Here is a 23,986-nt window from a genome sequence, read left to right on the forward strand (position 1 = left end):
GCCAAACCGTAAATGTAATATTATAAATTAACTTTTGTGCCAATATTTTCGCCTGAAACCACTTTTAAAAGGTTTCCTTTTTTGTTCATATCAAAAACAATAATAGGCAATTCGTTTTCCTGACTTAATGTAAAAGCAGTTGTATCCATAACCTTTAGGCCCTTTCGCAACACATCATCAAAGGAAATATGGTCAAACTTAATGGCTTTGGAGTCTTTTTCAGGATCAGCTGTATAAATACCATCTACACGTGTGCCTTTTAAAATAACATCGGCTTCAATTTCAATAGCTCTTAAAACGGCTGCTGAATCGGTAGTAAAATACGGATTTCCAGTTCCACCTCCAAAAATAACAACACGTCCTTTTTCTAAATGGCGCATGGCTTTTCTTCGGATAAAAGGCTCGGCAACTTCCTCAATATGAATAGCGGTTTGTAAACGGGTTGGCACTCCAGCATTTTCTAAAGCACTCTGTAATGCTAAACCATTTATAACCGTTGCTAACATACCCATGTGGTCACCTTGAACACGATCCATACCATTACTAGCACCTGCAACACCTCTAAAAATATTGCCACCACCAATAACAATGGCAACTTGGATCCCTTTATCTGTAATTTCTTTTATGTCATTTGCATATTCTGATAAACGTGCTGGATCAATACCATATTGACGATTACCCATTAATGCTTCGCCAGATAATTTTAAAAGAATTCTGTTGTATTTCATGTGTTGTTATAGATATATAAGATTCCTACGTTTGGCAGGAATAAAGCGTTGTGCAAAGCTACATAATTTTTTTATTTTTTGAATTTTTTATAAAATGAGATTTCATACTTAAAACACGAAATATTTTTATGCTAACGAGATTTTATTTTTTTGTTAAAACTTACATGAAAAAAAATAAAAAAGCCTCTCAAAAATTTGAAAGGCTTTAGTATATCGTGATAATTTAAATATTATCCTACTGTTACACGTTTGAAATCGGTAATGGCAACATCGCTAAAAGACTCTACATATTGTGCAACCGTTTGTTTTTCATCTTTAATAAAACGCTGATCTAATAAACATTGTTCTTGATCTAACGTGGTGTTATCTGAAATGAAACGCTCCATTTTTCCTGGAAGAATTTTATCCCAAATTTGTTCTGGCTTACCTTCTGCTTTTAATTCTGCTTTTGCATCGGCTTCTGCTTGTGCTAAAACTTCTGGTGTTAATTGTGCCATAGAAATATATTGAGGTACGTTTTTAAGTGTTTTACCTAAACGACCTAATTCAATATTATCTTTTTCAATAACTGCAATACGCGCTTCAGTTTCTGAAGCTATATAAGCAGGATCGAAATTTTTGTAAGATAATGAGGTTGCTCCCATAGAAGCAACTTGCATAGAAACATCTTTTACTAATGTTTCAGCATTATCAACTTCTTTTGTTAATCCTACTAAAGCTGCAATCTTATTAATGTGAACATACTGCCCAACGTAAGGTGCTTCTAATTTTTCAAAAGCGGTGATTTCTAATTTTTCACCAACAACACCTGTTTGTTCAACTAATTTTTCAGCAACGGTCATGCCTTTAAAATCGGCTGCTAAAAAGTCTTCTTTAGTATTAAAGTTGATAGCAACATCTGCTAGCTCGTTCGCTAACGCCAAAAAGCTTTCGTTTTTTCCTACGAAATCAGTTTCGCAACCTAAAACAAGCGCAACACCTACAGTGTTTGCATCGTTAATTTTAGCGACTGCAGCACCTTCAGAGGACTCTCTGTCGGCTCTTTTTTCGGCTACTTTCTGACCTTTTTTACGTAATACGTCAATTGCTTTATCAAAATCGCCTTCAGCTTCTACTAAAGCTTTTTTGCAGTCCATCATACCTGCACCTGTGGCTTGTCTTAATTTATTTACTTCTGCGGCTGTTACTTTTACCATAGCTTGAAAATGTATTTTAAATTTAAAAAAGTCGTTTAACGTGTTTTCTTTACGGAAACGGTATCAAACGACTTTTCTAGTATTGTTTTACTTAAGTTTTTTATTCTTCTTCGTCTTTTACAACTTCTTTTTTAGCTGCTTTTTTTGCTTTTGGCGCATCTTTGTCAGCTTTAGGAGCGTCTTTTTCTGCTTTGCGTTCAGCTAAACCACCAGAAATAGCGGCTGCAACGTGTGTTAACACTTTGTCTATAGATTTAGAAGCATCATCATTTGCTGGAATAACATAATCAACTTGACGAGGGTCAGAGTTGGTATCTACCATAGCAAAGATAGGAATGTTTAATTTTTGAGCTTCTTTAATAGCAATGTGCTCACGCTTAATATCAACTACAAATAATGCGGCTGGTAAACGTGTCATATCTGAAATAGAACCTAAATTCTTTTCTAATTTAGCACGTTGACGATCTACTTGTAAACGTTCTTTTTTAGATAATGAATTGAAGGTGCCATCTTTCTTCATTCTATCAATAGTAGCCATTTTTTTAACGGCTTTTCTAATAGTAACAAAGTTTGTAAGCATACCACCTGGCCATCTTTCAGTGATGTAAGGCATGTTGATATCTGCTGCTTTTTCTGCTACAATATCTTTAGCTTGTTTTTTAGTAGCTACAAATAAAATTTTACGACCAGAGGCTGCTATTTTGCTTAAAGCTGCACCGGCTTCTTCTATTTTTGCTGCTGTTTTATAAAGGTTGATAATATGGATGCCGTTACGCTCCATATATACGTAAGGTGCCATGTTTGGATCCCACTTACGTGTTAGGTGACCAAAGTGTACACCTGCTTCAAGTAATTCTTTTACTTCTACTGCCATTTTGTAATAGTTTACGTTCTGTTGAATTAGCAATGATTTAGTGGTCTTTTTCGTTGAAAAATTGCCTGAATCATTTAGATGCTAAACTAAATCCTGTTTTTACACTAGGACAACAATAACTGTTTAATTTTTTTGTTTGAAATGTACTTTACTATGAAGTATTAAACCCCAGATAAAGTAACATTCGATAATATTAACGTTTCGAGAATTGGAATTTCTTACGCGCTTTCTTCTGACCGAATTTCTTACGCTCAACCATTCTAGGATCTCTAGTTAATAAGCCTTCTGGCTTTAACGTTAATCTGTTTTCAGGATCTAACTCGCACATTGCACGAGATAATCCTAAACGGATTGCTTCAGCTTGACCTGTTATACCACCTCCATATACATTTACTGTAATATCAAAGTTGCCATCATTGTTAGTCATAGCTAAAGGTTGGTTTACTTTGTACTGCAATGTTGCAGTCGGAAAATATACCGCCATGTCTTTTTTGTTCACTGTAATCTTGCCAGTACCCTGAGCAACATATACACGAGCAACAGCCGTCTTTCTACGGCCAATTTTGTGAATTACTTCCATTAATTGAATTCGTTTAAGTTAATTGTTTTTGGCTTTTGTGCAGCATGTGTATGCTCTGTACCAACAACAACGTTAAGGTTACGGAATAGTTCAGCACCTAATTTGTTTTTAGGTAACATTCCTTTTACTGATTTCTCTACTAATCTTGCTGGATCTTTTCCAAACAATTCAGTAGCAGTTAAACTTCTTTGTCCACCTGGATACCCTGTATGACGGATGTATGTTTTTTCCGTCCACTTGTTTCCTGTCAAGTTGATTTTTTCCGAATTGATAACAATTACGTTATCACCGCAATCAACGTGTGGTGTGAAGTTAGGCTTATGTTTTCCTCTTAAAAGTTTTGCAACTTTAGAAGCTAAACGGCCTAATGTTTGACCTTCAGCATCAACTAAAACCCACTCTTTAGTAGCAGTAGCTTTGTTGGCTGAAATCGTTTTGTAGCTTAATGTGTCCACACTTATTAATTTTTCTAATTAAACATTCCTCTCTTTAAAAGAGTTTGCAAATTTACGATTATATATTTGATTACCAAATAGTGCGCTGAGTTATTTTTGATAACTTTGTTTATATCTTTTTTACTCGTTAATTTGTGAGGTGAACTTGTGGATTTTTAATTATTGAAGTACTTGTGAAAATGGTAATTGAAAAGGAGTTATTAGCCAATTAATTTCCGTCTTTTTATTAAGTATTGAATTAAAACCAGAATAGTAGAGATTAGAATTAATGCATGAGGCATAAATGTTGGATATGCGCCTGCCAAAATTGATATAAGCATATAAATTGCCAAAGAATTGGATATTGAAATTACTATAGAAGAAATAAAATTCAAGATGTTTAAATTTTTTCTGGTAAAACCAATTGAAACTAAAATCCCCAAAAGACCAATTAGTATTGGAATGTAACCGTAAATGAAAGTTTCAAGATTCATAGGTTTATTTTGTCTTTTTAATTCAGTCTCTTATAATAGTTTTCAATTTACCGTTTTTAAATATCAATGATATTCGATTTAAAGAAATCGTATCATTTTGAAAATCCATATACTCATAATCAGCATGGTTCTTGAAAACATTTTCAATTTGGATTCTAGACAAGTCGGTTTTATTAATAATTTCAATGAGATTTTCAAAATCACTTTCTGTTTCAGTATAATAAACTTTTTGATAGGTCAAAGCGTATGCTTGATCGATAATAGAATATGCAGAAATTATTGTTATTAGAACAAGAATTGTCAAGCAACACCAAAAAGCTATTTTCCACTTCTTCATTTGTGCCGTTTATTTATTCCCTTTTTTTTCTCTCTCTAACATCTAACACTAATGCGCCTCCAGCCAATTATCACCAATATCCATATCTACATCTAAAGGAACGGATAAACTAAAAGCACTTTCCATTTCGGTTTTTACCAAGGTTTTAATAGTTTCTAATTCGGGTTTGTACACATCAAAAACCAATTCATCATGTACCTGTAAAAGCATTTTGGTTTTATAATTGCCAGCATTCAGCTTATTAAAAATATTAATCATAGCAATTTTAATAATGTCAGCAGCACTACCTTGAATGGGAGCGTTTACCGCATTACGTTCGGCAGCACCACGAACAACAGCGTTTCTTGAATTAATATCTTTTAAATACCTACGTCTGCCTAAAACCGTTTGCACATAACCATGGTCTCGCGCAAAATCCACTTGCGATCCCATATAGCGTTTCAGTTTTGGGTAGGTTTCATAATAGGTGTCAATAAGTTCCTTGGCTTCGGTTCTATTTAAATCGGTTTGATTGCTCAACCCAAAAGCGGATACACCATATATAATACCAAAATTTACGGTTTTCGCATTGCTTCTTTGTTCGCGGCTGACTTCTTCTATAGGCACATTGAAAACTTTTGAAGCCGTAGACGCATGGATGTCTTCGCCGTTCTTAAAGGCTTCAATCATGGTTTCTTCTTCGCTCAAGGCAGCAATAATGCGCAATTCTATTTGGCTATAATCTGCAGCTAATAAGGTGTAATCATCGTTTCTTGGAACGAAGGCTTTTCGTACTTGCCGTCCGCGTTCGGTGCGGATGGGAATATTCTGTAAATTCGGATTATTACTGCTTAAGCGTCCCGTGGCGGCAACGGTTTGCATGTAATCCGTATGCACGCGTCCTGTTGATGGTTCTACCTGAAGCGGCAACGCATCGACATAGGTGCTTTTTAATTTTGAAAGGCCTCGGAAATCTAAAATGTTTTGAATAATAGCATGGTCTTTAGCAAGGTAGCTTAATATATCTTCACCTGTGGCATACTGCCCTGTTTTGGTTTTTTTAGGTTTTGCAACCAATTTCATTTTATCAAATAAAATATCGCCTAATTGTTTTGGTGACGCAATATTGAATTCTTCGCCAGCTTCTTTATAGATTTTTTGTTCCAAATCGGCTATGTCTGAATTCAGTTGATCGGACAAGGAATTTAAAAAATCGGTATTTAAATTTATACCTTCCAATTCCATGGCTGCTAAAACGCGTAATAAGGGAATTTCAATATCATCAAATAGTTTTTGCGTATTGGCTTCACCGAGTTCCTTGGTAAAAAGTTCTTTTAACTGCAAGGTTATGTCAGCATCTTCAACCGCATATTCGGTTTGAATGTCTAAAGGTACCTCGCGCATACTTTTCTGATTTTTGCCTTTTTTTCCAATTAGTGTTTCTATAGGAATAGGCGAATAATTTAAATACGTTTCAGCAAGAACGTCCATATTATGCCGCATATCTGGATTAATTAGATAATGTGCCAACATGGTATCAAACAATTTGCCCTTAACGGTAATTTTGTATTTAGCTAAGACTTTAATATCGTATTTTAAATTCTGTCCGATCTTTTCAATAGCTTCATTCTCAAAAAATGGACGTAAGGCTTCCAGTAGTTCTTGCGCTTCTTCTTTGTTTTCTGAAATTGGTAAATAAAACCCTTTGCCAACTTCCCAAGAAAATGCAATTCCAACCAATTCGGCTGTTAACGGATTGAGTCCCGTGGTTTCGGTATCAAAACAAACCGCTGTTTGATTCATTAAGTTTTTGATGAATAAATTAGTAGCCATACCAGGCGCAATGCTTTGATAGAAATGCGGTGTGGTTTCAGCCGTTTTTCTGGTGAAAGTAGTTGTGGTTTCGGTTTCTGGAGCGCTTGAAGGATCTCCGCCAAACAACGAAAATTGGCCGGCACCAGCCGAAGCGGTTTCTTTAGGCTTGGCTTTGTTTTCAGTTTTTGTTGTTTCGGTTTTGTTGGTTGAAGAATGGTCTTCAGTTGCAAAAGTTTTTAAGAAGTTGTCAATTAAACGTCTAAATTCTAATTCTTGAAAAATTTCGGTGACTTTAGGAATATCTGGTTGGTCTAACTCAAAATCTTTCGCATTAAATTCCACAGGAACATCTAGCATAATTCGTGCGAGTTCTTTAGAAAGTAAGCCTAGTTCTTTAGCGCCTTCTACTTTTTCTTTCATTTTACCTTTTAGCTCATGGGTGTTTGCCAAGAGACCTTCCATACTGCCATAAGCTTTAATGAATTTTTTAGCTGTTTTTTCGCCAACACCTGGTAGTCCTGGGATGTTGTCAGATGAATCTCCCATCATACCCAGAAAGTCAATTACCTGTTCTGGATGTTCCACTTCAAACTTTTTCTGAACTTCAGGAATGCCCCAAACTTCATAACCACCACCAAATGATTTTGGACGATACATAAAAATATTATCTGAAACTAATTGAGCAAAATCTTTATCAGGTGTTACCATAAACGTTTGGTAACCTTCTTTTTCAGCTTGCTTGGAGAGTGTGCCAATAACATCATCGGCTTCAAAACCTTCTTTTACCATGATGGGAATGTGCATAGCTTTAAGGATTTCCTGAATATAAGGAATGGCAATTTTTATAGCTTCGGGTGTTTCATCACGATTAGCTTTGTACTCCTCGTACATTTCCACACGATCTGCACTACCACCTTTATCAAAGCAAACCGCTAAATGGTCTGGGCGTTCACGTTTAATAACATCCAAAAGGGAATTCATGAATCCCATTATAGCAGAGGTGTCTGTACCTTTTGAGTTAATTCGTGGGTTTTTAATAAACGCATAATAGCCACGGAAAATAAGAGCATATGCATCAACCAAGAAAAGTCGTTTTTTATCTGACATGTGTAAATTTTAAATTGAATATAGAATGTCACCTTAAGCATTCCCGATTTTTATCGGGACGAAAGGTGTTTTATGAATAAAAAATTCAGAAAAAAAACACCAAGTCGTACGCCAACTGACAAGCGCATCAAATCTACAAAAACTTATGCTTTTTAGGTGGCATTTCATTTTCTATTTGTAATTTTCCACAGTTAAAAATACATAAATGAATACATTATCAATAGCCATACATGGTGGCGCAGGAACCTTGGTAAAAGGCATGATGACTCCCGAATTAGAACTAAAATACAAACAGGCATTAAAAGTTGCTTTAGAAGCCGGTTATACCATATTAGAAACTGGAGGAACAGCTGTGAATGCGGTAGAAGAAGCAGTTATGGTGTTGGAAAATTCGCCATTATTTAATGCTGGTAAAGGCAGTGTTTTTACTGCTGAAGAAACCCACGAAATGGATGCTTGTATCATGGACGGAAAATCATTAAACGCTGGAGCTGTGAGTTTAATTTCAGGCATTAAAAATCCGATTAGTCTGGCAAAAGATGTCATGGAAAAAAGTGAGCATGTATTTTTAGCTGGTGAAGGAGCCATGCGTTTCGCCAAAGAATTGGGATATAAATTAGAAGATAGCAATTATTTTTATGATGAATTTCGTCATAAACAATGGTTAGAAATAAAAGATACAGATAGTTTTCAATTAGACCATGCTAAAAAGAAAGATTCTAAATTTGGAACCGTTGGCGCTGTGGCTTGCGATGTAAACGGAAATATTGCAGCAGCAACATCTACAGGAGGCATGACTAATAAAAAATGGGGACGCGTAGGCGATAGTCCTATGGTAGGTGCTGGAAATTATGCCAATAATAAAACTTGTGCTATTTCATGTACAGGAAGTGGTGAGTTTTTTATTCGTGGTGTTGTAGCTTATGATGTAGCTTGTTTAATAGAACACAAAAATATGAGTTTACAGGATGCTGCTCATGAAGTCATCAACAAACGTATTTTAGAAATTGGTGGTGATGGTGGTTTAATTGCCGTGGATGCTAAAGGCAATATTGCTATGCCGTTTAATACGGAAGGGATGTATCGCGGACAAAAAACCTCATTAGGTGTTAATGAGATTTCTATTTACAAATAAAATTCCTGCGCAGGCAGGAATCTTGTATTTACTAAAACAGTATTCAAATCAAAACACCCGTATTACATCAAGCAAACTGGTCGCGCTGTATTTAAGAAACATAAATTGTTATTCCTTTTTGGGCGTTACCTAAAGGTCGCGCTTTCCGCTATATCTTTTTTTTTGTATCTCAAAAAAGGATGCCGCTTCAATCGCTAACGCAGTGGGTTAGAATAAACCTAATAATTTATATGCATTGAAAATTGATATTCCTGCTTTCGCAGGAATGTATTTAAATAAAAGGCGCCTCTATCGGTAAAACCGTTACTTGTCGTTTATTAATGTCATACTGGTCACCATTAGAAAGCACATGAACGGTTAAATTTGTCATGGTCATTGGTGTTCCTAGTTCTAATACTTTTTCGTTATTATGTGTAAGATTTTTGCCATCAAAAACAATCACCATTCCAGAGCCTATAACAGTACAGGAATTTCCGTTTTTTATTATCATACCAGTATCTTCAGCTAAACCAAAACCTATTAAACTTGGGAATTTAGCGACGGCTTCTGAAATGCGTCCAAAACGGCCACGTTGAATAAAGTGTGTGTCAATAATTAATTCAGGAATTAAAGCCAGTCCTTTGCGCATTTTTACAGCGCCTTTTAAAAAGGCTTTAGCAGCACTGCCACCAGAAACCATTTCTTCTGCCATCATCATAGCACCTGCACTGGTTCCAGCAATTACAAATCCAGCATCGTTTTTGTAACGTTCTAGAAGTACTGTATGAATGGTTGAGCCACCAATATATTTAGATATTTTAGACTGGTCGCCTCCTGAAAACATAATACAATCTGCCGTTTTAATATGCTGAATAAAATCTGCTTTTTCAGAATCTGCTTGCGTTCGGATATCTAAAACCGTAACATTTTTGCAACCCAATGTAGCAAAGGCTGTTAAGTAATTTTCACCAACTTCTATTGGGATGCTAGAGGCTGTTGGAATAACAATGATTTTGGCATCTATTCCACCCGCTTCTTCAACGACATGGGCTAAAATACCTTCTTCTATGTAATCCAATCGGTGAATTTCATCATCCTCAAACCCCTTATCTTCATTTCCACCAATGGGAATTAGTGTTCCTTTTACGTGTTGCATACCTTTTATTTGCTATTAATGTCTGATAATATAAAATCAGATTACAAAATTAAACTTATTTAGTTAAAAAATTCTATATTTATGACTATTCATTTTCCAACCTAAATAACACATTACATGAGAATAAGAGAAATCAATGCCATGAGAGGGCCGAATTATTGGTCTGTCCGTCGTCATAAATTAATTGTTATGGTTTTAGACCTCGAAGACATGGAGTCACGACCATCCAATAAAATTGATGGTTTTTATGAGCGGTTAACAACCATGTTTCCCACTATGTATGAGCATCGTTGTTCGGTAGGTGAAGCAGGTGGCTTTTTTCAACGTGTTAAGGATGGTACTTGGATGGGACATATTATAGAACATATTGCTCTAGAAATTCAAACCCTTGCTGGTATGGATGTCGGTTTTGGTAGAACACGTGGTTATGGTGAAGATGGTGTTTACAGTGTTGTTTTTGCTTATATGGAAGAATCTGTTGGGCGTTTTGCAGCCAAAGTTTCTGTGGATATATGTGAAGCCTTAATTAAAGGAGAACCGTATGATATGACTGATGATATTCAGCATATGCGTGAATTGCGAGAACAAGAACGTTTAGGTCCAAGTACCGGCTCTATTGTTGAAGAAGCTGAAGCGCGTGGTATACCCTGGATTCGCTTGAATAAGTATTCATTATGCCAGTTAGGGTATGGTGCTAATCAGAAACGAATTCAAGCAACGGTAACGTCTGAAACCAGTAGTATAGGTGTTGAATTAGCTTGTGATAAAGAGGATACCAAATTTCTATTAGAACAGGCAGAAGTAGAAGTGCCTAGAGGTGATATTATTCGTCGAGAACGGAGTTTGGAGGAAGCATGCCGTTATGTTGGTTTTCCATTGGTTATTAAGCCTATTGATGGTAATCATGGACGAGGTATAACCGTAGATATTCAAAATTATGACGATGCGCTTCAAGCATTTCATCACGCCAAAGAAAGCTCAAAAAGCGGAGCCATAATTGTTGAAAAATTTATTAAGGGTGAGGATTACCGATTATTAGTTATAAACAATAAGTTAGTGGCAGCAGCTAAACGTACTCCAGCTCATGTAATAGGGGATGGAAAATCAACCGTTCAAGAATTGGTGGATATTGTAAATTCTGACCCAAGACGTGGTTATGGTCATGAAAATGTGTTGACGCAAATCACGATAAACGATTTAACAAAAACCATAATTAAAGATGCTGGATATACGTTAGATTCGGTAATTCCTAAAGATGATATGCTTATTCTTAAAGATACTGCCAATTTAAGCACAGGAGGAACGGCCGAAGATGTTACAGATATTGTCCATCCAGCTAATGTAAGTATGGCTGAACGTATTTCAAAAATAATAGATTTAGATATTTGTGGTATTGATGTCATGACAACAGATATTACACAACCTCTTTCCGATACTGGAGGTGCTGTTCTAGAAGTTAATGCTGGTCCTGGGTTTAGAATGCATTTAGCACCAACCAAAGGGTTGCCTCGTAATGTAGCAGGTCATGTAATTGATAAGTTATTTCCAAATCCTGGAGATACAGGACGGATTCCAATTGTTGCCATAACCGGAACAAACGGAAAAACCACAACCACACGTTTAATGGCACATATTGCTAAAATGAAAGGGTATCGGGTTGGATATACTACTAGTGATGGTGTTTACATTCAAAACCGATTACTCATGACAGGCGATTGTACTGGTCCTGCAAGTGCGGAGTTTGTACTAAAAGATCCAACCGTAAATTTTGCCGTTTTGGAGTGTGCACGAGGTGGTTTATTACGTGCTGGACTTGGTTTTAAAAAATGTAATGTGGGGATTGTTACCAATGTTGCAGCCGACCATTTAGGGCTAAAAGGCATTCATACAATTGAGCAATTAGCTAAAGCTAAAGGCGTTATTCCAGAAACTGTATTACCAGATGGCTATGCTATTTTAAATGCTGATGATGATTTAGTCTATGATATGCGTCGTTCCGTAAATTGTCATGTAGCCTTGTTTTCCATGGATGAAAATAATCCACGCATAAAAGCTATGCAACGTTTAAATGGCATTACGGCAATCTATGAAGATGGTTATGTAACCATTTGTCGTGGCGAATGGAAAATGCGTATCATGAAAGCTGAAAATATTCCATTAACCTATGGCGGAAAAGCAACCTTTATGATTCAGAATGTGTTGGCAGCTATTTTAGGTGCCCACGTTCAAGGTATTAGTATTGAAGATATGAAAGCTGGCTTGGAAACTTTTATACCTTCTGCAACACAAACACCTGGTCGTTTAAATTTATTCGAATTTAAAAACTTTACTATTTTGTTAGACTATGCGCATAATCCAGCTGGTATGTTGGCTTTAAAGAAATTTACAGACACCATGGATTGTTCCGTAAAAGTGGGAATCATTGCAGGTGTAGGCGATAGACGTGATGAAGATACCAATCAAATAGGCAGTATAGCAGCTGATATGTTTGACGAAATTATTATTCGCCAGGATAAGCGCTTACGCGGAAGAACAGAAGAAGAACTCATTAAACTACTAAATGACGGAATCCAATCTAAAGATCCAAATAAGAAAACCACTATTATTCCATCTGAAAAAGAAGCTATCACCTTTGCTGTAAATAATGCCGTTAAAGATTCATTAATTATTCTATGCAGTGATGTGATTCCTGATGCCTTGGAACTGGTACAAAAGTTTAAGGAACAAGATTCTAAAGGCGAACCATTTAAAGCCGATTAATAATTATATGAGTCAAGAAAATCCTTTTTTAGAATTATTTAAAAAGCAGAAAGCACAGCAGTATCAGATTGGTAATACCACTTACAAAGAACGGATTGCCAAATTGAAGCGTCTACAACATGCTTTAGAAAACACCTACAAACAAGCCATTCGGGAAGCGCTTTTTCAAGATTTTAAAAAACCACATTTAGAAACAGATTTAACAGAGATTTATCCTGTAATTGATGAAATTAAATTCACCATTTCTAATTTAAAAGCGTGGTTAAAACCAGAAAAAGTGGCTACACCTATTTCTATGTTAGGAAGTAGCTCCTATATAGTTAATGAACCCAAAGGCGTATGTTTAATTATTTCGCCTTGGAACTATCCTATAAATCTCACATTTGGTCCGCTTGTTTCTGCTATTGCAGGCGGAAACACAGTGGTTTTGAAGCCTTCGGAAATGACTCCGAATACCTCCAAAATTATGGCAAGAATTGTTGCCGATTTATTTGAGGACAATGAAATTGCTTTGGTTGAAGGCGAAGTAGAAACATCTACAGCTTTACTAGAACTGCCTTTTAATCATATATTCTTCACCGGTTCACCAGCGGTTGGGAAAATTGTGATGAAAGCTGCTTCCAAAAACTTAACGTCTGTAACGTTGGAATTAGGCGGAAAATCGCCAGCTATTATTGATGATTCTTCAAATTTAGAGAAAGCTGTTCAAAAAATTGTTTATGGTAAATGTACCAATGCTGGACAAACTTGTATTGCACCAGATTATGTGCTAATCCAAGAGTCGCTTAAACCTGATTTTATAAAATTATTCAAAAAAGAAGTTCATGCTTTTTATTCTGATAATCCTGAAAGTTCAGATTCTTACAGTCGCATTGTAAACAAAAAACATTTTGAGCGTTTAACCAACAGCTTGGAAGATGCGAAACAAAAAGGAAGTGTTATTGAATCGGGAGGCAGAACCAATCCTTCCGATTGTTATATGGAGCCAACATTAATTAGTGGAATTCCTGAAGAAGCGACTTTATTACAGGAAGAAATTTTTGGTCCTATATTACCACTTAAAACTTATAAAACCATTGAAGAAGCAGTTGATTATGTCAATTCAAATGAAAAACCGTTAGCGCTTTATATTTTCAGTAAAAAAAATAAAGTGATTGATTTTGTTATTGAAAACACACGAGCCGGAAGTACCTGTGTGAACCATAATTTATTGCAGTTTTTAAATCATAATTTGCCCTTTGGCGGTTCCAATAATAGCGGAATAGGGAAGTCGCATGGTATTTTCGGGTTTCGTGAGTTTACCAACCAACGTTCGGTTTTAAAACAACTTACTATTGGCGCTGTAGATTTGCTGATGCCTCCTTATAATAGCTGGAAACAGAAGTTGGTAGACTTAACGATTAAGTGGCTTTAAAAATTAGTTTACCATCTGGCTGTTGGCTGCAAGTAATGAATTTCGATTGTATTATTCTTTTAAAAAATAATCCGACTGAATCTGTTCATTTACACCAGCTTGAAATTTGGTCATACTAAACCATTGGTGAATGGAATAACTCCCCGTTTCGCCTTGTTTGTTCACGGCAATATAGCCGACTTGAAAATTCTTATAATCGCTATTGGGTTTTTTTACAATCCGTTTAATGGCTTCTTCGCAGGCTTCTTGTGGTGATTTGCCTTGGCGCATCAATTCAACCACCAAAAAGCTGCCAACAGTTTTTACCACTTCTTCGCCTAAACCTGTAGCCACACAACCACCAATTTCATTATCTATAAATAAGCCAGAGCCTATAATTGGGCTATCGCCAACGCGTCCAGCCATTTTATAAGCCAATCCACTGGTGGTACAAGCGCCAGAAATATCGCCGTTTTTATCAATAGCCAACATACCAATTGTATCATGGTTTTCTATGTTTATAATAGGTTTGTATTTGGATTCTTTTTTCCATTCCTCCCATGCTTTTTTTGAAGACTCGGTTAGAAGATTTTCTTTTTTAAAGCCTAAATCATACGCATATTGTTCAGCGCCTTTTCCTGCTAACATAACATGAGGCGTGTCCTCCATAACTTTTCTGGCAATGGAAACCGCGTGGGTAATATTTTGTAAATAAACAACAGAGCCGCAATCACCATCTTTATTCATAATGCAGGCGTCAAGAGTTACATTTCCTTCACGATCAGGTAGACCACCTTTTCCAACAGATTGATTTTTAACATCAGCTTCCTCAACCATGCAACCTTGTTCTACAGCATCTAAGGCTGTTCCGCCATTTTGTAAGATTTCCATGGCTTTGGTGGTCGCATTTTTTACATGCCAAGTAGCAATAACCAAAGGTAGTGTAGCTTTATTTTTTAAAGAATTCTTAAAGGGAGTTTTAGAATATCCAATAAATGTACTTCCTACAGCTATTCCTACACCTGTAAGTGATGCTCTTTTTATAAAGTTTCTGCGTTTCATATTTTAATTTTTGTTTTCATTAAAATCTTTGCTTAAAGAATACGGCAAATCAGCTTCCTCACTTCCCCATTCTTGGCTAGGTGTATTTTGCATATTAAAATTGAATGTACCGCCATTTTGAATCATATCGTAAGATAGATAATTATGAGTGTATGGTTTTCCGTTAAAAGTTGTTGAATGGATGTAAAAATGGTTTTCTGAACGATTATCAGTTTTTATAACGAAGGTATTTCCATTTTCTAGATGAAGCGTTGCTTTGTCAAACAACGGACTTCCTATAATATATTGGTCGGTTGCTGGTGTAACTGGATAAAACCCTAAAGCACTAAAAACATACCAAGCCGAGGTTTGCCCATTGTCTTCATCACCACAATAACCATCAGGTGTGGCCGAATAAAGCTTGGATAATACATCATGAATTTTTTCTTGTGTTTTATAAGGAACACCAGCATAATTATACAAATAAATCATGTGTTGAATGGGTTGATTGCCATGTGCATAATTTCCCATATTTACGATTTGCATTTCGCGAATTTCATGTATGGTTACTCCATAATACGAATCGTCGAAATCTGGTGGCATGTTAAAAACAGTATCTAATTGGTTGATAAAATTGGTTTTCCCTCCCATTAAATCAATTAAACCTTGAATATCATGAAAAACAGACCAAGTATAATGCAAGCTATTCCCTTCAGTAAAAGCATCTCCCCATTTTAAAGGATTAAAAGGCGATTGAAAACTACCATCTTCATTTTTGCCACGCATCCAGTTGGTAGATGCATCAAAAACGTTTTTATAGTTTTGAGATTGCTTGAGGAAGGTGTTCGCTATATCTTTTTTACCTAGTTTTTCTGCCATTTGAGCTATGGTAAAATCGGCATAAGCATATTCCAAAGTCCTAGCTACATTTTCATTGACACCCACATTATAAGGCACATAACCCAAATCGATATAATAATTTAAACCTTCACGACCAACGGAACTTGCAGGTCTACCTGCTTCCACTTGGGCATTTTTTAAGATGGCTTCAAAAAGCACATTCACATCCTTATCTTTCATATTCCCTTTTAAATATGCATCTGCAATTATTGGAGCCGAGTTGGAACCAATCATGCAATCACGATGTCCAGGACTTGCCCATTCCGGCAACCAACCCGATTCTTTATAGGTATTGGCTAAACCTTCCATAATCTGGCTGTTCAGTTCAGGGTACATCATGTTGAAAAATGGATAAACTGCTCTAAACGTGTCCCAAAATCCATTGTCGGTAAACATATAACCATTTTCTACTTGTCCATTATAAGGACTGTAATGCACTACCTTGTTGTTGGCATCATGTTCGTAAAATTTTCTTGGGAATAATAACACACGATATAAACAGGAATAAAACGTTTTTAGGTTGTCTGTGTTAGTATCTTCAATTTCAATTTTTTGAAGTTCGGTTTCCCAAGCTGATTTGGCCTTTTGTTTAGTAGTTTTAAAAGAATCATCACCAATTTCCCGATTTAAATTTAATTGTGCTTGCTCTGGACTGATAAAAGATGAAGCTACTTTTATATGTACCATTTCGCCTTTTGTTGTTTTAAAACCAACAATGGCTCCTACGTGCTTGCCTTCACTATTGGTTGAGTTTTCCTGTAGTTTCCAATCGTCTGCCCATGTATGGGTAATTTCAAAATCTTTATCAAATTCAGCTACAAAATAATTGTGAAAATTATCTGGAACACCTCCCGAATTATTTCTGCAATAGCCTATAATTTTGCGTTCTTCAGGAATAATTTTTACCATTGAACCTTTAAAAAAAGCATCCAACATAATGTAAGATGAATCGGCTTTTGGAAAGGTAAATTGAAAATGTGCAGCGCGTTCGGTTGGAGCCACTTCAGCAACCACATCGTAATCCGCTAAATAAACCTTATAATGATACGGTTTTACGGTTTCAGCCTTGTGCGAAAACCAAGACTGACGCTCGTCCTCTTTGTATTTCAATTCGCCAGTAACAGCCATAAACGAAAAGGCTGCATAGTCGTTAATCCACGGACTTGGTTGATGGGTTTGCTTGATACCACGAATTTTATTTTCATTGTATTTATAGGTCCAACCGTCTCCCATTTTAGAGGTCATGGGTGTCCAAAAATTCATACCCCAAGGTGTAGCTATGGCAGGATAGGTGTTTCCATTAGATAAACTGTATTTGGAATCCGTTCCCATGAGTGGGTTAACAAAATCTACAAGATCAAATGAAACTTTTTTTACTTTGTTATCTTTAATAATTTCAGTTGTTTTGTTGCAAGACGAAACAATAAAAATCAATAAAATGATTAAGATATTTTTATTCATAAATTATTAGTCATTTCAAAAATAAGTTTGCCACCTTGCATAATCGCTGCATGAGAAATGGTATTTTTCTTTAATGCCTTTCCATTTAACGTTACACGATTGACATATACATTTTTAGTACTTTGATTTTTAGCTTTAATGGTTAGTGTTTTACCATTATCTAAATGCAATTTGGCTTCTTTCACCAAAGGACTTCCCAAAGCGTAATTAGGAGAACCAGGCGTAACAGGGTAAAATCCAAGACTACTAAATACATACCATGCACTCATTTGTCCAGCATCATCATTACCACATAACCCTTCAACTGTTGGGCCGTACATGGTATCCATAATCATGCGCACTCTGGCTTGTGTTTTTTCAGGATGTCCTGCCCAATTATATAAATAAGGAACATGATGCGATGGTTCATTGCCATGTACGTAATTTCCAATTAGGCCATCTCGCGTAATATCTTCGTTTTTTTCAATGTATTTATCGTCCAATTCCATGGTGAAAAGCGAATCTAAATGCTGCGTAAAACGCTCATTTCCGCCCATTAACTGAATCATATTTGGGATGTTTTGTGGCACATACAATCCATAATTCCAAGCATTACCTTCAATAAAACCTTGGCCGTGTGTGTCTAAAGGATCAAATTCTTTTTTAAAAGAACCGTTGGCTAATTTTGGACGCATAAAACCAATAGATTTATCGAAGACGTTGTTATAATATTCAGAGCGTTTTAAGAATTCTGTTTCAACAGAAGTATCTCCAATAGTATTTGCCATTTGTGCAATACACCAATCATCATAAGCATATTCCAAGGTTTTAGAAACCGAAGCGCCATTTTTGTCTTCTGGGATATATTGGTATTCTTTGTAATAACCAATCCCATCAAAATAATCAACATTGGCTGTGTTTATAGAAGCTTGCAAGGCGTGTTTTCTATCGAAATCGCCCACGTTTTTAACCATGGCATCTGCAATAACAGATGTTGCGTGATAGCCAATCATGCACCAGTTTTCATTAGCATAATGACTCCAAATAGGTAACATGCTATGCACGCTTTGATCGTGATGAGCTAACATGCTTTTTATCATGTGGTTATTACGTTGTGGTTGCGTAATATTGAACAAAGGGTGTAACGCTCTGTAGGTATCCCAGAGTGAAAAAATAGTATAATTGGTAAAGCCTTCAGAAGTATGAATGTTTTGATCTAAACCTCTGTATTGTCCATCAACATCTTCATAAATAATTGGCGATAAATTGGTGTGATATAAAGCCGTGTAAAAGGTTGTTTTTTGTTCTTCAGAAAGGGTTTCGACTTCAATTTTAGAAAGTTCGTCATTCCATTTATCACTGGTTTCTTCATAGGTTTTGTTGAAATCCCAATGCGGAATTTCAGCTTCCAGATTTTTTAAAGCACCTGCAGAACTCACGTTTGATAAGGCCATTTTTAACTGAATTTTTTCACCTGCTTCGGTATCAAAATTAAAATAGGCTCTGATGTCTTTACCAGCCATTTCTGGAAAATTTTCTGATTGGTTGAATTTTCTGTAAAAACCATCATAAAGTACTTGGTCGTACTTTCTGTGACCATAGCTTTTAAAAGGTTTTGAAAACTGCATGGCAAAAAACACTTTTTTATCGCGAGCCCAACCTTTTGTTTGTCGGTAACCTGTAATCATGGAATCGTTTTCCACACGAATAAAAGTCCACACGTTTTTATTGTCGTGATGATAAACGTTATAAACCAGATCCAAAACAATATGTGCATCGTTGGATTTTGGAAAGGTATACTGATGAAAGCCTACGCGTTCACTAGCCGTCATTTCGGCTTGAATACCATAAGAATCTAAATCTACCTTGTAATAGCCTGGCGAGGCTTCTTCGGAGCTATGCAAAAAGGTAGAATAAAACCCTTTTTCACCTTCTTTTGTTTCTAATGGATCCAAAACTAAATTTCCAGTAGTTGGCATGACGAGTAAATCGCCTAAATCCGAATGCCCTGTACCACTAAAGTTGGTATGTGCAAAACCAATAATTGTTGAGTCCTTATGTTGATAACCTGCACAATACGCGTAGGTTTCTGTATTGTATTTTCCATCTTCAAACATGACTTCAAAATTGGTTTGTGGACTTAATTGAACCATTCCAAAAGGCGCTGTTGCACCTGGGAAAACGTGTCCCATTTTACTGGTTCCAATAAATGGGTTTACATATTGTGTGTAATATGTTTTTAACGTATCAATAGTGGTTGTTTTCTCTGTGTTTTCTATTAAAGGTGTTTCTTTTTTACATGAAAAAGCCAATCCAATAATTACTAATAATAATGTCAATTTTTTAAGCATCGAGTAAGTTTTTTTTAGAATTTTTAATTCCATACCATAGAATGTAACCATAACAAACCATAATAAAAATAAGCGCTATTTTAAATCCTACATAGTCTGTTAGCAGTCCGAAAAAAGGAGGAATAATAGCACCTCCAACAATAGCCATGCATAGCAAACCAGAGGCTTTTGGTTTTAAAGAGCCAATACCGTTAATGGCTAAAGCAAAAATAGTTGGGAACATGATAGAATTGAACAGCCCAACAGCTAATATGCTCCACATGCTTAGCAATCCTGTTGAACTAATAGAAATAAGAATGAGTATCATGGCAATGGTTGCAAAAATGCCTAATACATTTCCTGGTTTCATGATTTTTGTTAAATAGGCACCTATAAAACGTCCTATCATGGCACCAGACCAATAAAACGTTACAAAAACACCAACAATGGCTTTGTTATCACTTTCTGTAATTCCCGAGTTAAGAATGCTTTCTGCTATGGATTTCATGAGGCTATTTCCCTTAATAACAGTTACTAGATTCATATCTAGAAAATAGTTCACCAAATAACTTCCTATAGCAACTTCGGCACCTACATAAAAGAAAATCCCTAAAACACCTAGCATTAAATTTTTGTTTTTGAAGGCTTCCGAATAAGAACCTGTGTTTTCGTCGCTTATCATTTTTGGGAGTTTTGCAAATAGAAAAATACCAGCTATAAAAACAATAAATAAAGCCAAACCTAAAAAAGGTGTTTGAACTGCAGAGGCTTCGGTTGTTAGGTAATTATCTTTTGCAGCACCCGTTAAGGCAGCAATTTCATCTTTAGTTTTAATTCTATCGCTTAAAATAAATAAAGCTCCAACGGCTGGAGCAATGGCAGTTCCTAGAGAGTTAAAGGCTTGCGATAAATTTAAACGACTTGAAGCACCTTCTTCAGAACCTAAAACAGCTACAAACGGATTGGCAGCTACTTGCAAAACAGTTATTCCTGCAGCTAAAATAAAATAAGCTAACATGAAAATACCAAATACTCGGTATGAGGCAGCAGGATAAAATAGTAAACAACCTAGAGCCATGGTTAACAACCCTAAAATAATACCTTTTTTATAACCGATTTTCGATAAAATATAACTCGCTGGAACTGATAATAAAAAGTAAGCACCGAAAAAAGCAAACTGTACCAATCCTGCTTGGAAATAGGTGAGTGTAAATAACTCACGTAATCTTGGAATTAAAGAATCGACTAAAACTGTTATAAATCCCCAAAGGAAAAATAATATAGTTAGAAGAATGAATGAGGAGCGATAAGATTTTTGTTGGTTCATAATTGTGTTAATTATATTTAATTGAAATTTCATCAACAAACAACCAACTTCTGCCATCATGCTCATGCCCTAGATGCCATTTTGGAAGTTTTCCTAATTTTTTGGCAACAACTTTAACATAGCGTGCTTTGCCCAAACTGGAAATTGAGATAGCTTCCATGTCAATAGTATCCGTAGGTACAGGTGCTTTTAAGGCCATATTAGTAAATTTGGTAAAAACTTCACCATCCAATGATGTGTAAAAATCGACTTCAGTTGGTAGAAAAATCCAACTTTTTTGATCCTTCAAAAACGATACTGATACATTGTTAATTAATTTTTCTTGACCTAAATCTACAATAGCAATAACATCTTGATCTTGATAACCTTGCCAAGTTCCAGTTCTGAAGTCTTTAGCGCCAACAATACCATCTATTAAAGCATTTGGTCCACCTCCGTTATACTGATTAGCATATTCAGTTTCTAATACTATTGAAATGTTTGGATCAATTTCATAAAATTCAGTGCTTATTTCGTGGCTTTTTATACTATTTTTTTCTGAATAAATTGTCAGCACAGATTGTTCAGAAATGATGAAAGGTGTTTGGTATTTTTTGTATTCGGAATCATTTAGTTTATAAAATATGGTAGCTTCAGAATCCGTGTTTTTTAAAACTACTTCCGTTTGTTCTTTAAAAGCCACGTTTCCCTTTGCAATAAAGGGCGATGGAACAATAAGGTGTTTATCAATGCTTGTTTTTGGTTCTTGACTTTCTTTAGTTCCCCAAGTTGAAGGCGAATTTGTCATTTGAAACGCTAATGTTCCACCTTTAACAACTTCGTTATGATATATGAATGTTCTGTTCAAAGGTTTGCCATTAAGCGTAACACTTTCAATGTATTTATTAGTATCACTTATATCTTGAGCTACAATTGTAAATTGCTTTTTATTTTCTAAATTAATAGTTGCTTTAGAGAATAACGGTGTTCCTATAATATATTGGTTAGATGCTGGTGTTACCGAATAGAAACCCATAGAGCTCAAAATATACCAAGCACTCATTTGTCCACAATCTTCATTTCCTGAAATGCCATCGGGAGCATTTTGGTACAATTTCGTTAAAATTTGATGAACACGCTCTTGTGTTTTATGAGGTTTATTTACAAAGTTGTATAAATATGCCATGTGATGACTAGGTTCGTTACCATGTGCATATTGTCCAATTAAACCTGTAATATCTGCTTGATTGCGTCCAGAAGTTTCAGCTTCAGCGGTAAATAACTCATCAAGGTTTTCTTCTAATTTATTTTTTCCTCCAAGTAAATTTATAAATCCTGAAATATCTTGAGGCACATAAAAACTGTACTGCCAAGCATTGGCTTCGGTATAGTTGAAATTTACTTCATAAGGATCAAAAGGAGCAAACCATGTATTACGAAAACGGCCACGCATAAATTGCGATTCTGGATCGAAGACATTTTTGTAATATTGAGCCCGCTCCAAATAGGTTTTGTAATCATCTGTTTTTCCTAACGAATTTGCCATTTGCGAAATCGTCCAATCGTCATAAGCGTATTCTAATGTTTTGGAAACGGATTCACTTTCTTCTTCCACAGGAATAAACCCATATTTCATATAACTTTTTAAACCTAAATGGCTACGTGTGGCAGAATGTTTCATAGCGGTAAAAGCTTTTTCAACATCGTAATTTTTAATACCTTTTAAATAGGCGTCTGCAATAACTGGAACGGCGTGATAACCAATCATACAGCCTGTATAGTTTCCGCTTAAGTCCCAAATAGGCATAATACCACCTTCATCATATTTTGCTAGAAAGGTGTTTATAAAATCGTTGGTTCTGTCTTGTTCAATAATGGTAAAGAGTGGATGTGTGGCACGATAGGTATCCCATAGTGAAAAGACAGTGTAATAATCAAAATCTGTTGTTTGATGAACTTCCAAATCCATACCACGATAACGACCATCTGTATCTTGATACAGGTTTGGCGCAATCATGGTGTGGTACAGAGCTGTATAAAAATTGGTTTTATAATCTGCATTATCACTTTCAACAACTATTTTATTTAGTTGTGATTCCCAGACTTGTTGCGCTTCAGTTTTGACCACATCAAATGTTTTTTCGCCAATTTCATGTTGTAAATTTTGTTTTGCTCCAACTTCATCAACAGCAGAAATTCCAATTTTTATTTCAAGAGATTGGCTTTCTGTTGCATCAAATTCAAAAGCTGCCTTTACTTGTTTCCCTTCTTCTGTGTCATTTAAAAACGTCATATTTTTAAATGGTCTAGAAAATTGAATGTTGTAATAAAGCCTTTGATTGGTTGCCCAAGCTTTGGAATGTCTGAAACCACTAATTTCGGTGTTAGAATATACATTTACTTTAGAATTTAAAACCTCATCCCGATGCTCTAAATCTAAAATAACTATTTGTTTGTTATCCTTTGGGAACGTGTATTTATGTATGCCGCTACGTTTAGAAACGGTCAGTTCTACGTCTATATTTGTTGAATCTAGGTGCACCTTATAATAACCAGGTTCGGCAATTTCTTGATCATGAGAAAAAGGGGCGCGATACCCTTTTTTACCATCGGCTCCATTATTGAATTGGATGTTGTTGGTTGGCATCAATAAAATGTCACCATAATCAGATACGCCAGTTCCACTTAAATGGGTATGAGAAAAGCCGTAGATGTAATTGTCCGAATAATGATAGCCAGAACAGCCATCCCAACCGTCTAATTTGGTGTCTGGGGAGAGTTGCATCATACCAAATGGCATCGTTGCTCCAGGAAAGGTATGGCCATGACCTCCCGTTCCAATAAACGGATTCACGTAAGCGGTTAAATTTTTAGCTTCTTCAAGTGGTGATGAGGTCTTAGTTTCCTGATTGCAGGCACTCAATACATAAAATAAAATAAAAACTGTTGCAAGATTCTGTTTCATTAAAAATAGATTGCTAAATTTAAGCTCCAATATACTA

Annotated in this window: 16 protein-coding genes; 3 read left to right on the forward strand and 13 right to left on the reverse strand. The window is 35.8% G+C overall.

What is annotated here, in order from left to right; genetic code table 11:
* Positions 1-20: 20 nt before the first annotated feature.
* The 7 genes from pyrH to polA form a co-directional block, all read right to left on the reverse strand.
* Complete coding sequence (gene pyrH, locus BM239_RS04965; RefSeq protein ID WP_092206513.1) at positions 21-728, reverse strand: UMP kinase; 708 nt, start codon at positions 726-728, stop codon at positions 21-23.
* Between the two features lie 230 nt (positions 729-958).
* The gene (gene tsf / locus BM239_RS04970; RefSeq protein ID WP_092206514.1) at positions 959-1,924 is read right to left on the reverse strand and encodes a translation elongation factor Ts; all 966 of its coding nucleotides are present in this window, start codon (positions 1,922-1,924) and stop codon (positions 959-961) included.
* Between the two features lie 100 nt (positions 1,925-2,024).
* Positions 2,025-2,798, reverse strand: coding sequence for a 30S ribosomal protein S2 (rpsB, locus tag BM239_RS04975; RefSeq protein WP_092206787.1), 774 nt, complete (start codon positions 2,796-2,798; stop codon positions 2,025-2,027).
* A 193-nt stretch (positions 2,799-2,991) separates the two neighbouring features.
* Positions 2,992-3,378 carry a 30S ribosomal protein S9 gene (gene rpsI, locus BM239_RS04980; protein ID WP_092206515.1) on the reverse strand — a complete coding sequence of 129 codons (387 nt, stop codon included), beginning with the start codon at positions 3,376-3,378 and terminating at the stop codon, positions 2,992-2,994.
* On the reverse strand, positions 3,378-3,833 hold the full coding sequence (rplM, locus tag BM239_RS04985; RefSeq protein WP_092206516.1) for a 50S ribosomal protein L13: 456 nt from the start codon (positions 3,831-3,833) through the stop codon (positions 3,378-3,380). Before rplM ends, rpsI begins: the two co-directional genes overlap by 1 nt.
* Positions 3,834-4,328: 495 nt before the next feature.
* Positions 4,329-4,643 carry a hypothetical protein gene (locus tag BM239_RS04995; RefSeq protein WP_092206518.1) on the reverse strand — a complete coding sequence of 105 codons (315 nt, stop codon included), beginning with the start codon at positions 4,641-4,643 and terminating at the stop codon, positions 4,329-4,331.
* Between the two features lie 48 nt (positions 4,644-4,691).
* Positions 4,692-7,544 carry a DNA polymerase I gene (gene polA / locus BM239_RS05000; protein WP_092206519.1) on the reverse strand — a complete coding sequence of 951 codons (2,853 nt, stop codon included), beginning with the start codon at positions 7,542-7,544 and terminating at the stop codon, positions 4,692-4,694.
* Between the two features lie 205 nt (positions 7,545-7,749).
* Between polA and BM239_RS05005 the strand changes: the two genes are divergently transcribed.
* Positions 7,750-8,679 (forward strand): isoaspartyl peptidase/L-asparaginase family protein, encoded by a 930-nt coding sequence (locus BM239_RS05005; RefSeq protein WP_092206520.1) that lies wholly within the window; start codon positions 7,750-7,752, stop codon positions 8,677-8,679.
* Between the two features lie 271 nt (positions 8,680-8,950).
* Here the strand turns inward: BM239_RS05005 and BM239_RS05010 are convergent, their stop codons facing one another.
* The gene (locus BM239_RS05010; RefSeq protein WP_092206521.1) at positions 8,951-9,814 is read right to left on the reverse strand and encodes a cyanophycinase; all 864 of its coding nucleotides are present in this window, start codon (positions 9,812-9,814) and stop codon (positions 8,951-8,953) included.
* A gap of 117 nt (positions 9,815-9,931) precedes the next feature.
* Between BM239_RS05010 and cphA the strand changes: the two genes are divergently transcribed.
* Positions 9,932-12,574, forward strand: coding sequence for a cyanophycin synthetase (cphA, locus tag BM239_RS05015; RefSeq protein WP_092206522.1), 2,643 nt, complete (start codon positions 9,932-9,934; stop codon positions 12,572-12,574).
* A 7-nt stretch (positions 12,575-12,581) separates the two neighbouring features.
* Positions 12,582-13,988 carry an aldehyde dehydrogenase family protein gene (locus BM239_RS05020; protein ID WP_092206523.1) on the forward strand — a complete coding sequence of 469 codons (1,407 nt, stop codon included), beginning with the start codon at positions 12,582-12,584 and terminating at the stop codon, positions 13,986-13,988.
* A 51-nt stretch (positions 13,989-14,039) separates the two neighbouring features.
* On the opposite strand, the gene BM239_RS05025 is transcribed toward BM239_RS05020, so the two are convergent.
* From BM239_RS05025 to BM239_RS05045, 5 genes are read right to left on the reverse strand one after another with little or no spacing between them, the layout of a single operon-like run.
* A complete protein-coding gene (locus BM239_RS05025; RefSeq protein WP_092206524.1) occupies positions 14,040-15,029 on the reverse strand; it encodes an isoaspartyl peptidase/L-asparaginase family protein in 990 nt (329 codons plus the stop codon).
* A gap of 3 nt (positions 15,030-15,032) precedes the next feature.
* Entirely contained in the window at positions 15,033-17,369 is a 2,337-nt protein-coding gene (locus tag BM239_RS05030) for a GH92 family glycosyl hydrolase (RefSeq protein WP_092206525.1), read from the reverse strand.
* Positions 17,366-19,699 (reverse strand): GH92 family glycosyl hydrolase, encoded by a 2,334-nt coding sequence (locus tag BM239_RS05035; RefSeq protein WP_245758192.1) that lies wholly within the window; start codon positions 19,697-19,699, stop codon positions 17,366-17,368. Before BM239_RS05035 ends, BM239_RS05030 begins: the two co-directional genes overlap by 4 nt.
* Positions 19,692-21,005 (reverse strand): sugar MFS transporter, encoded by a 1,314-nt coding sequence (locus BM239_RS05040; protein ID WP_092206788.1) that lies wholly within the window; start codon positions 21,003-21,005, stop codon positions 19,692-19,694. Before BM239_RS05040 ends, BM239_RS05035 begins: the two co-directional genes overlap by 8 nt.
* Positions 21,006-21,012: 7 nt before the next feature.
* A complete protein-coding gene (locus tag BM239_RS05045) occupies positions 21,013-23,949 on the reverse strand; it encodes a GH92 family glycosyl hydrolase (RefSeq protein ID WP_092206527.1) in 2,937 nt (978 codons plus the stop codon).
* Between the last annotated feature and the right edge of the window lie 37 nt (positions 23,950-23,986).

The sequence above is a fragment of the Algorimicrobium echini genome, from assembly GCF_900115185.1.
Classification (GTDB): domain Bacteria; phylum Bacteroidota; class Bacteroidia; order Flavobacteriales; family Flavobacteriaceae; genus Algorimicrobium; species Algorimicrobium echini.

What these genes read in the sequence shown, in the direction of transcription:
- pyrH (WP_092206513.1), bottom strand. Translation starts at nt 728, where the DNA reads ATGAAATACAACAGAATTCTTTTAAAATTATCTGGCGAAGCATTAATG.
- tsf (WP_092206514.1), bottom strand. Translation starts at nt 1,924, where the DNA reads ATGGTAAAAGTAACAGCCGCAGAAGTAAATAAATTAAGACAAGCCACA.
- rpsB (WP_092206787.1), bottom strand. Translation starts at nt 2,798, where the DNA reads ATGGCAGTAGAAGTAAAAGAATTACTTGAAGCAGGTGTACACTTTGGT.
- rpsI (WP_092206515.1), bottom strand. Translation starts at nt 3,378, where the DNA reads ATGGAAGTAATTCACAAAATTGGCCGTAGAAAGACGGCTGTTGCTCGT.
- BM239_RS04995 (WP_092206518.1), bottom strand. Translation starts at nt 4,643, where the DNA reads ATGAAGAAGTGGAAAATAGCTTTTTGGTGTTGCTTGACAATTCTTGTT.
- polA (WP_092206519.1), bottom strand. Translation starts at nt 7,544, where the DNA reads ATGTCAGATAAAAAACGACTTTTCTTGGTTGATGCATATGCTCTTATT.
- BM239_RS05005 (WP_092206520.1), top strand. Translation starts at nt 7,750, where the DNA reads ATGAATACATTATCAATAGCCATACATGGTGGCGCAGGAACCTTGGTA.
- BM239_RS05010 (WP_092206521.1), bottom strand. Translation starts at nt 9,814, where the DNA reads ATGCAACACGTAAAAGGAACACTAATTCCCATTGGTGGAAATGAAGAT.
- cphA (WP_092206522.1), top strand. Translation starts at nt 9,932, where the DNA reads ATGAGAATAAGAGAAATCAATGCCATGAGAGGGCCGAATTATTGGTCT.
- BM239_RS05020 (WP_092206523.1), top strand. Translation starts at nt 12,582, where the DNA reads ATGAGTCAAGAAAATCCTTTTTTAGAATTATTTAAAAAGCAGAAAGCA.
- BM239_RS05025 (WP_092206524.1), bottom strand. Translation starts at nt 15,029, where the DNA reads ATGAAACGCAGAAACTTTATAAAAAGAGCATCACTTACAGGTGTAGGA.
- BM239_RS05030 (WP_092206525.1), bottom strand. Translation starts at nt 17,369, where the DNA reads ATGAATAAAAATATCTTAATCATTTTATTGATTTTTATTGTTTCGTCT.
- BM239_RS05035 (WP_245758192.1), bottom strand. Translation starts at nt 19,699, where the DNA reads ATGCTTAAAAAATTGACATTATTATTAGTAATTATTGGATTGGCTTTT.
- BM239_RS05040 (WP_092206788.1), bottom strand. Translation starts at nt 21,005, where the DNA reads ATGAACCAACAAAAATCTTATCGCTCCTCATTCATTCTTCTAACTATA.
- BM239_RS05045 (WP_092206527.1), bottom strand. Translation starts at nt 23,949, where the DNA reads ATGAAACAGAATCTTGCAACAGTTTTTATTTTATTTTATGTATTGAGT.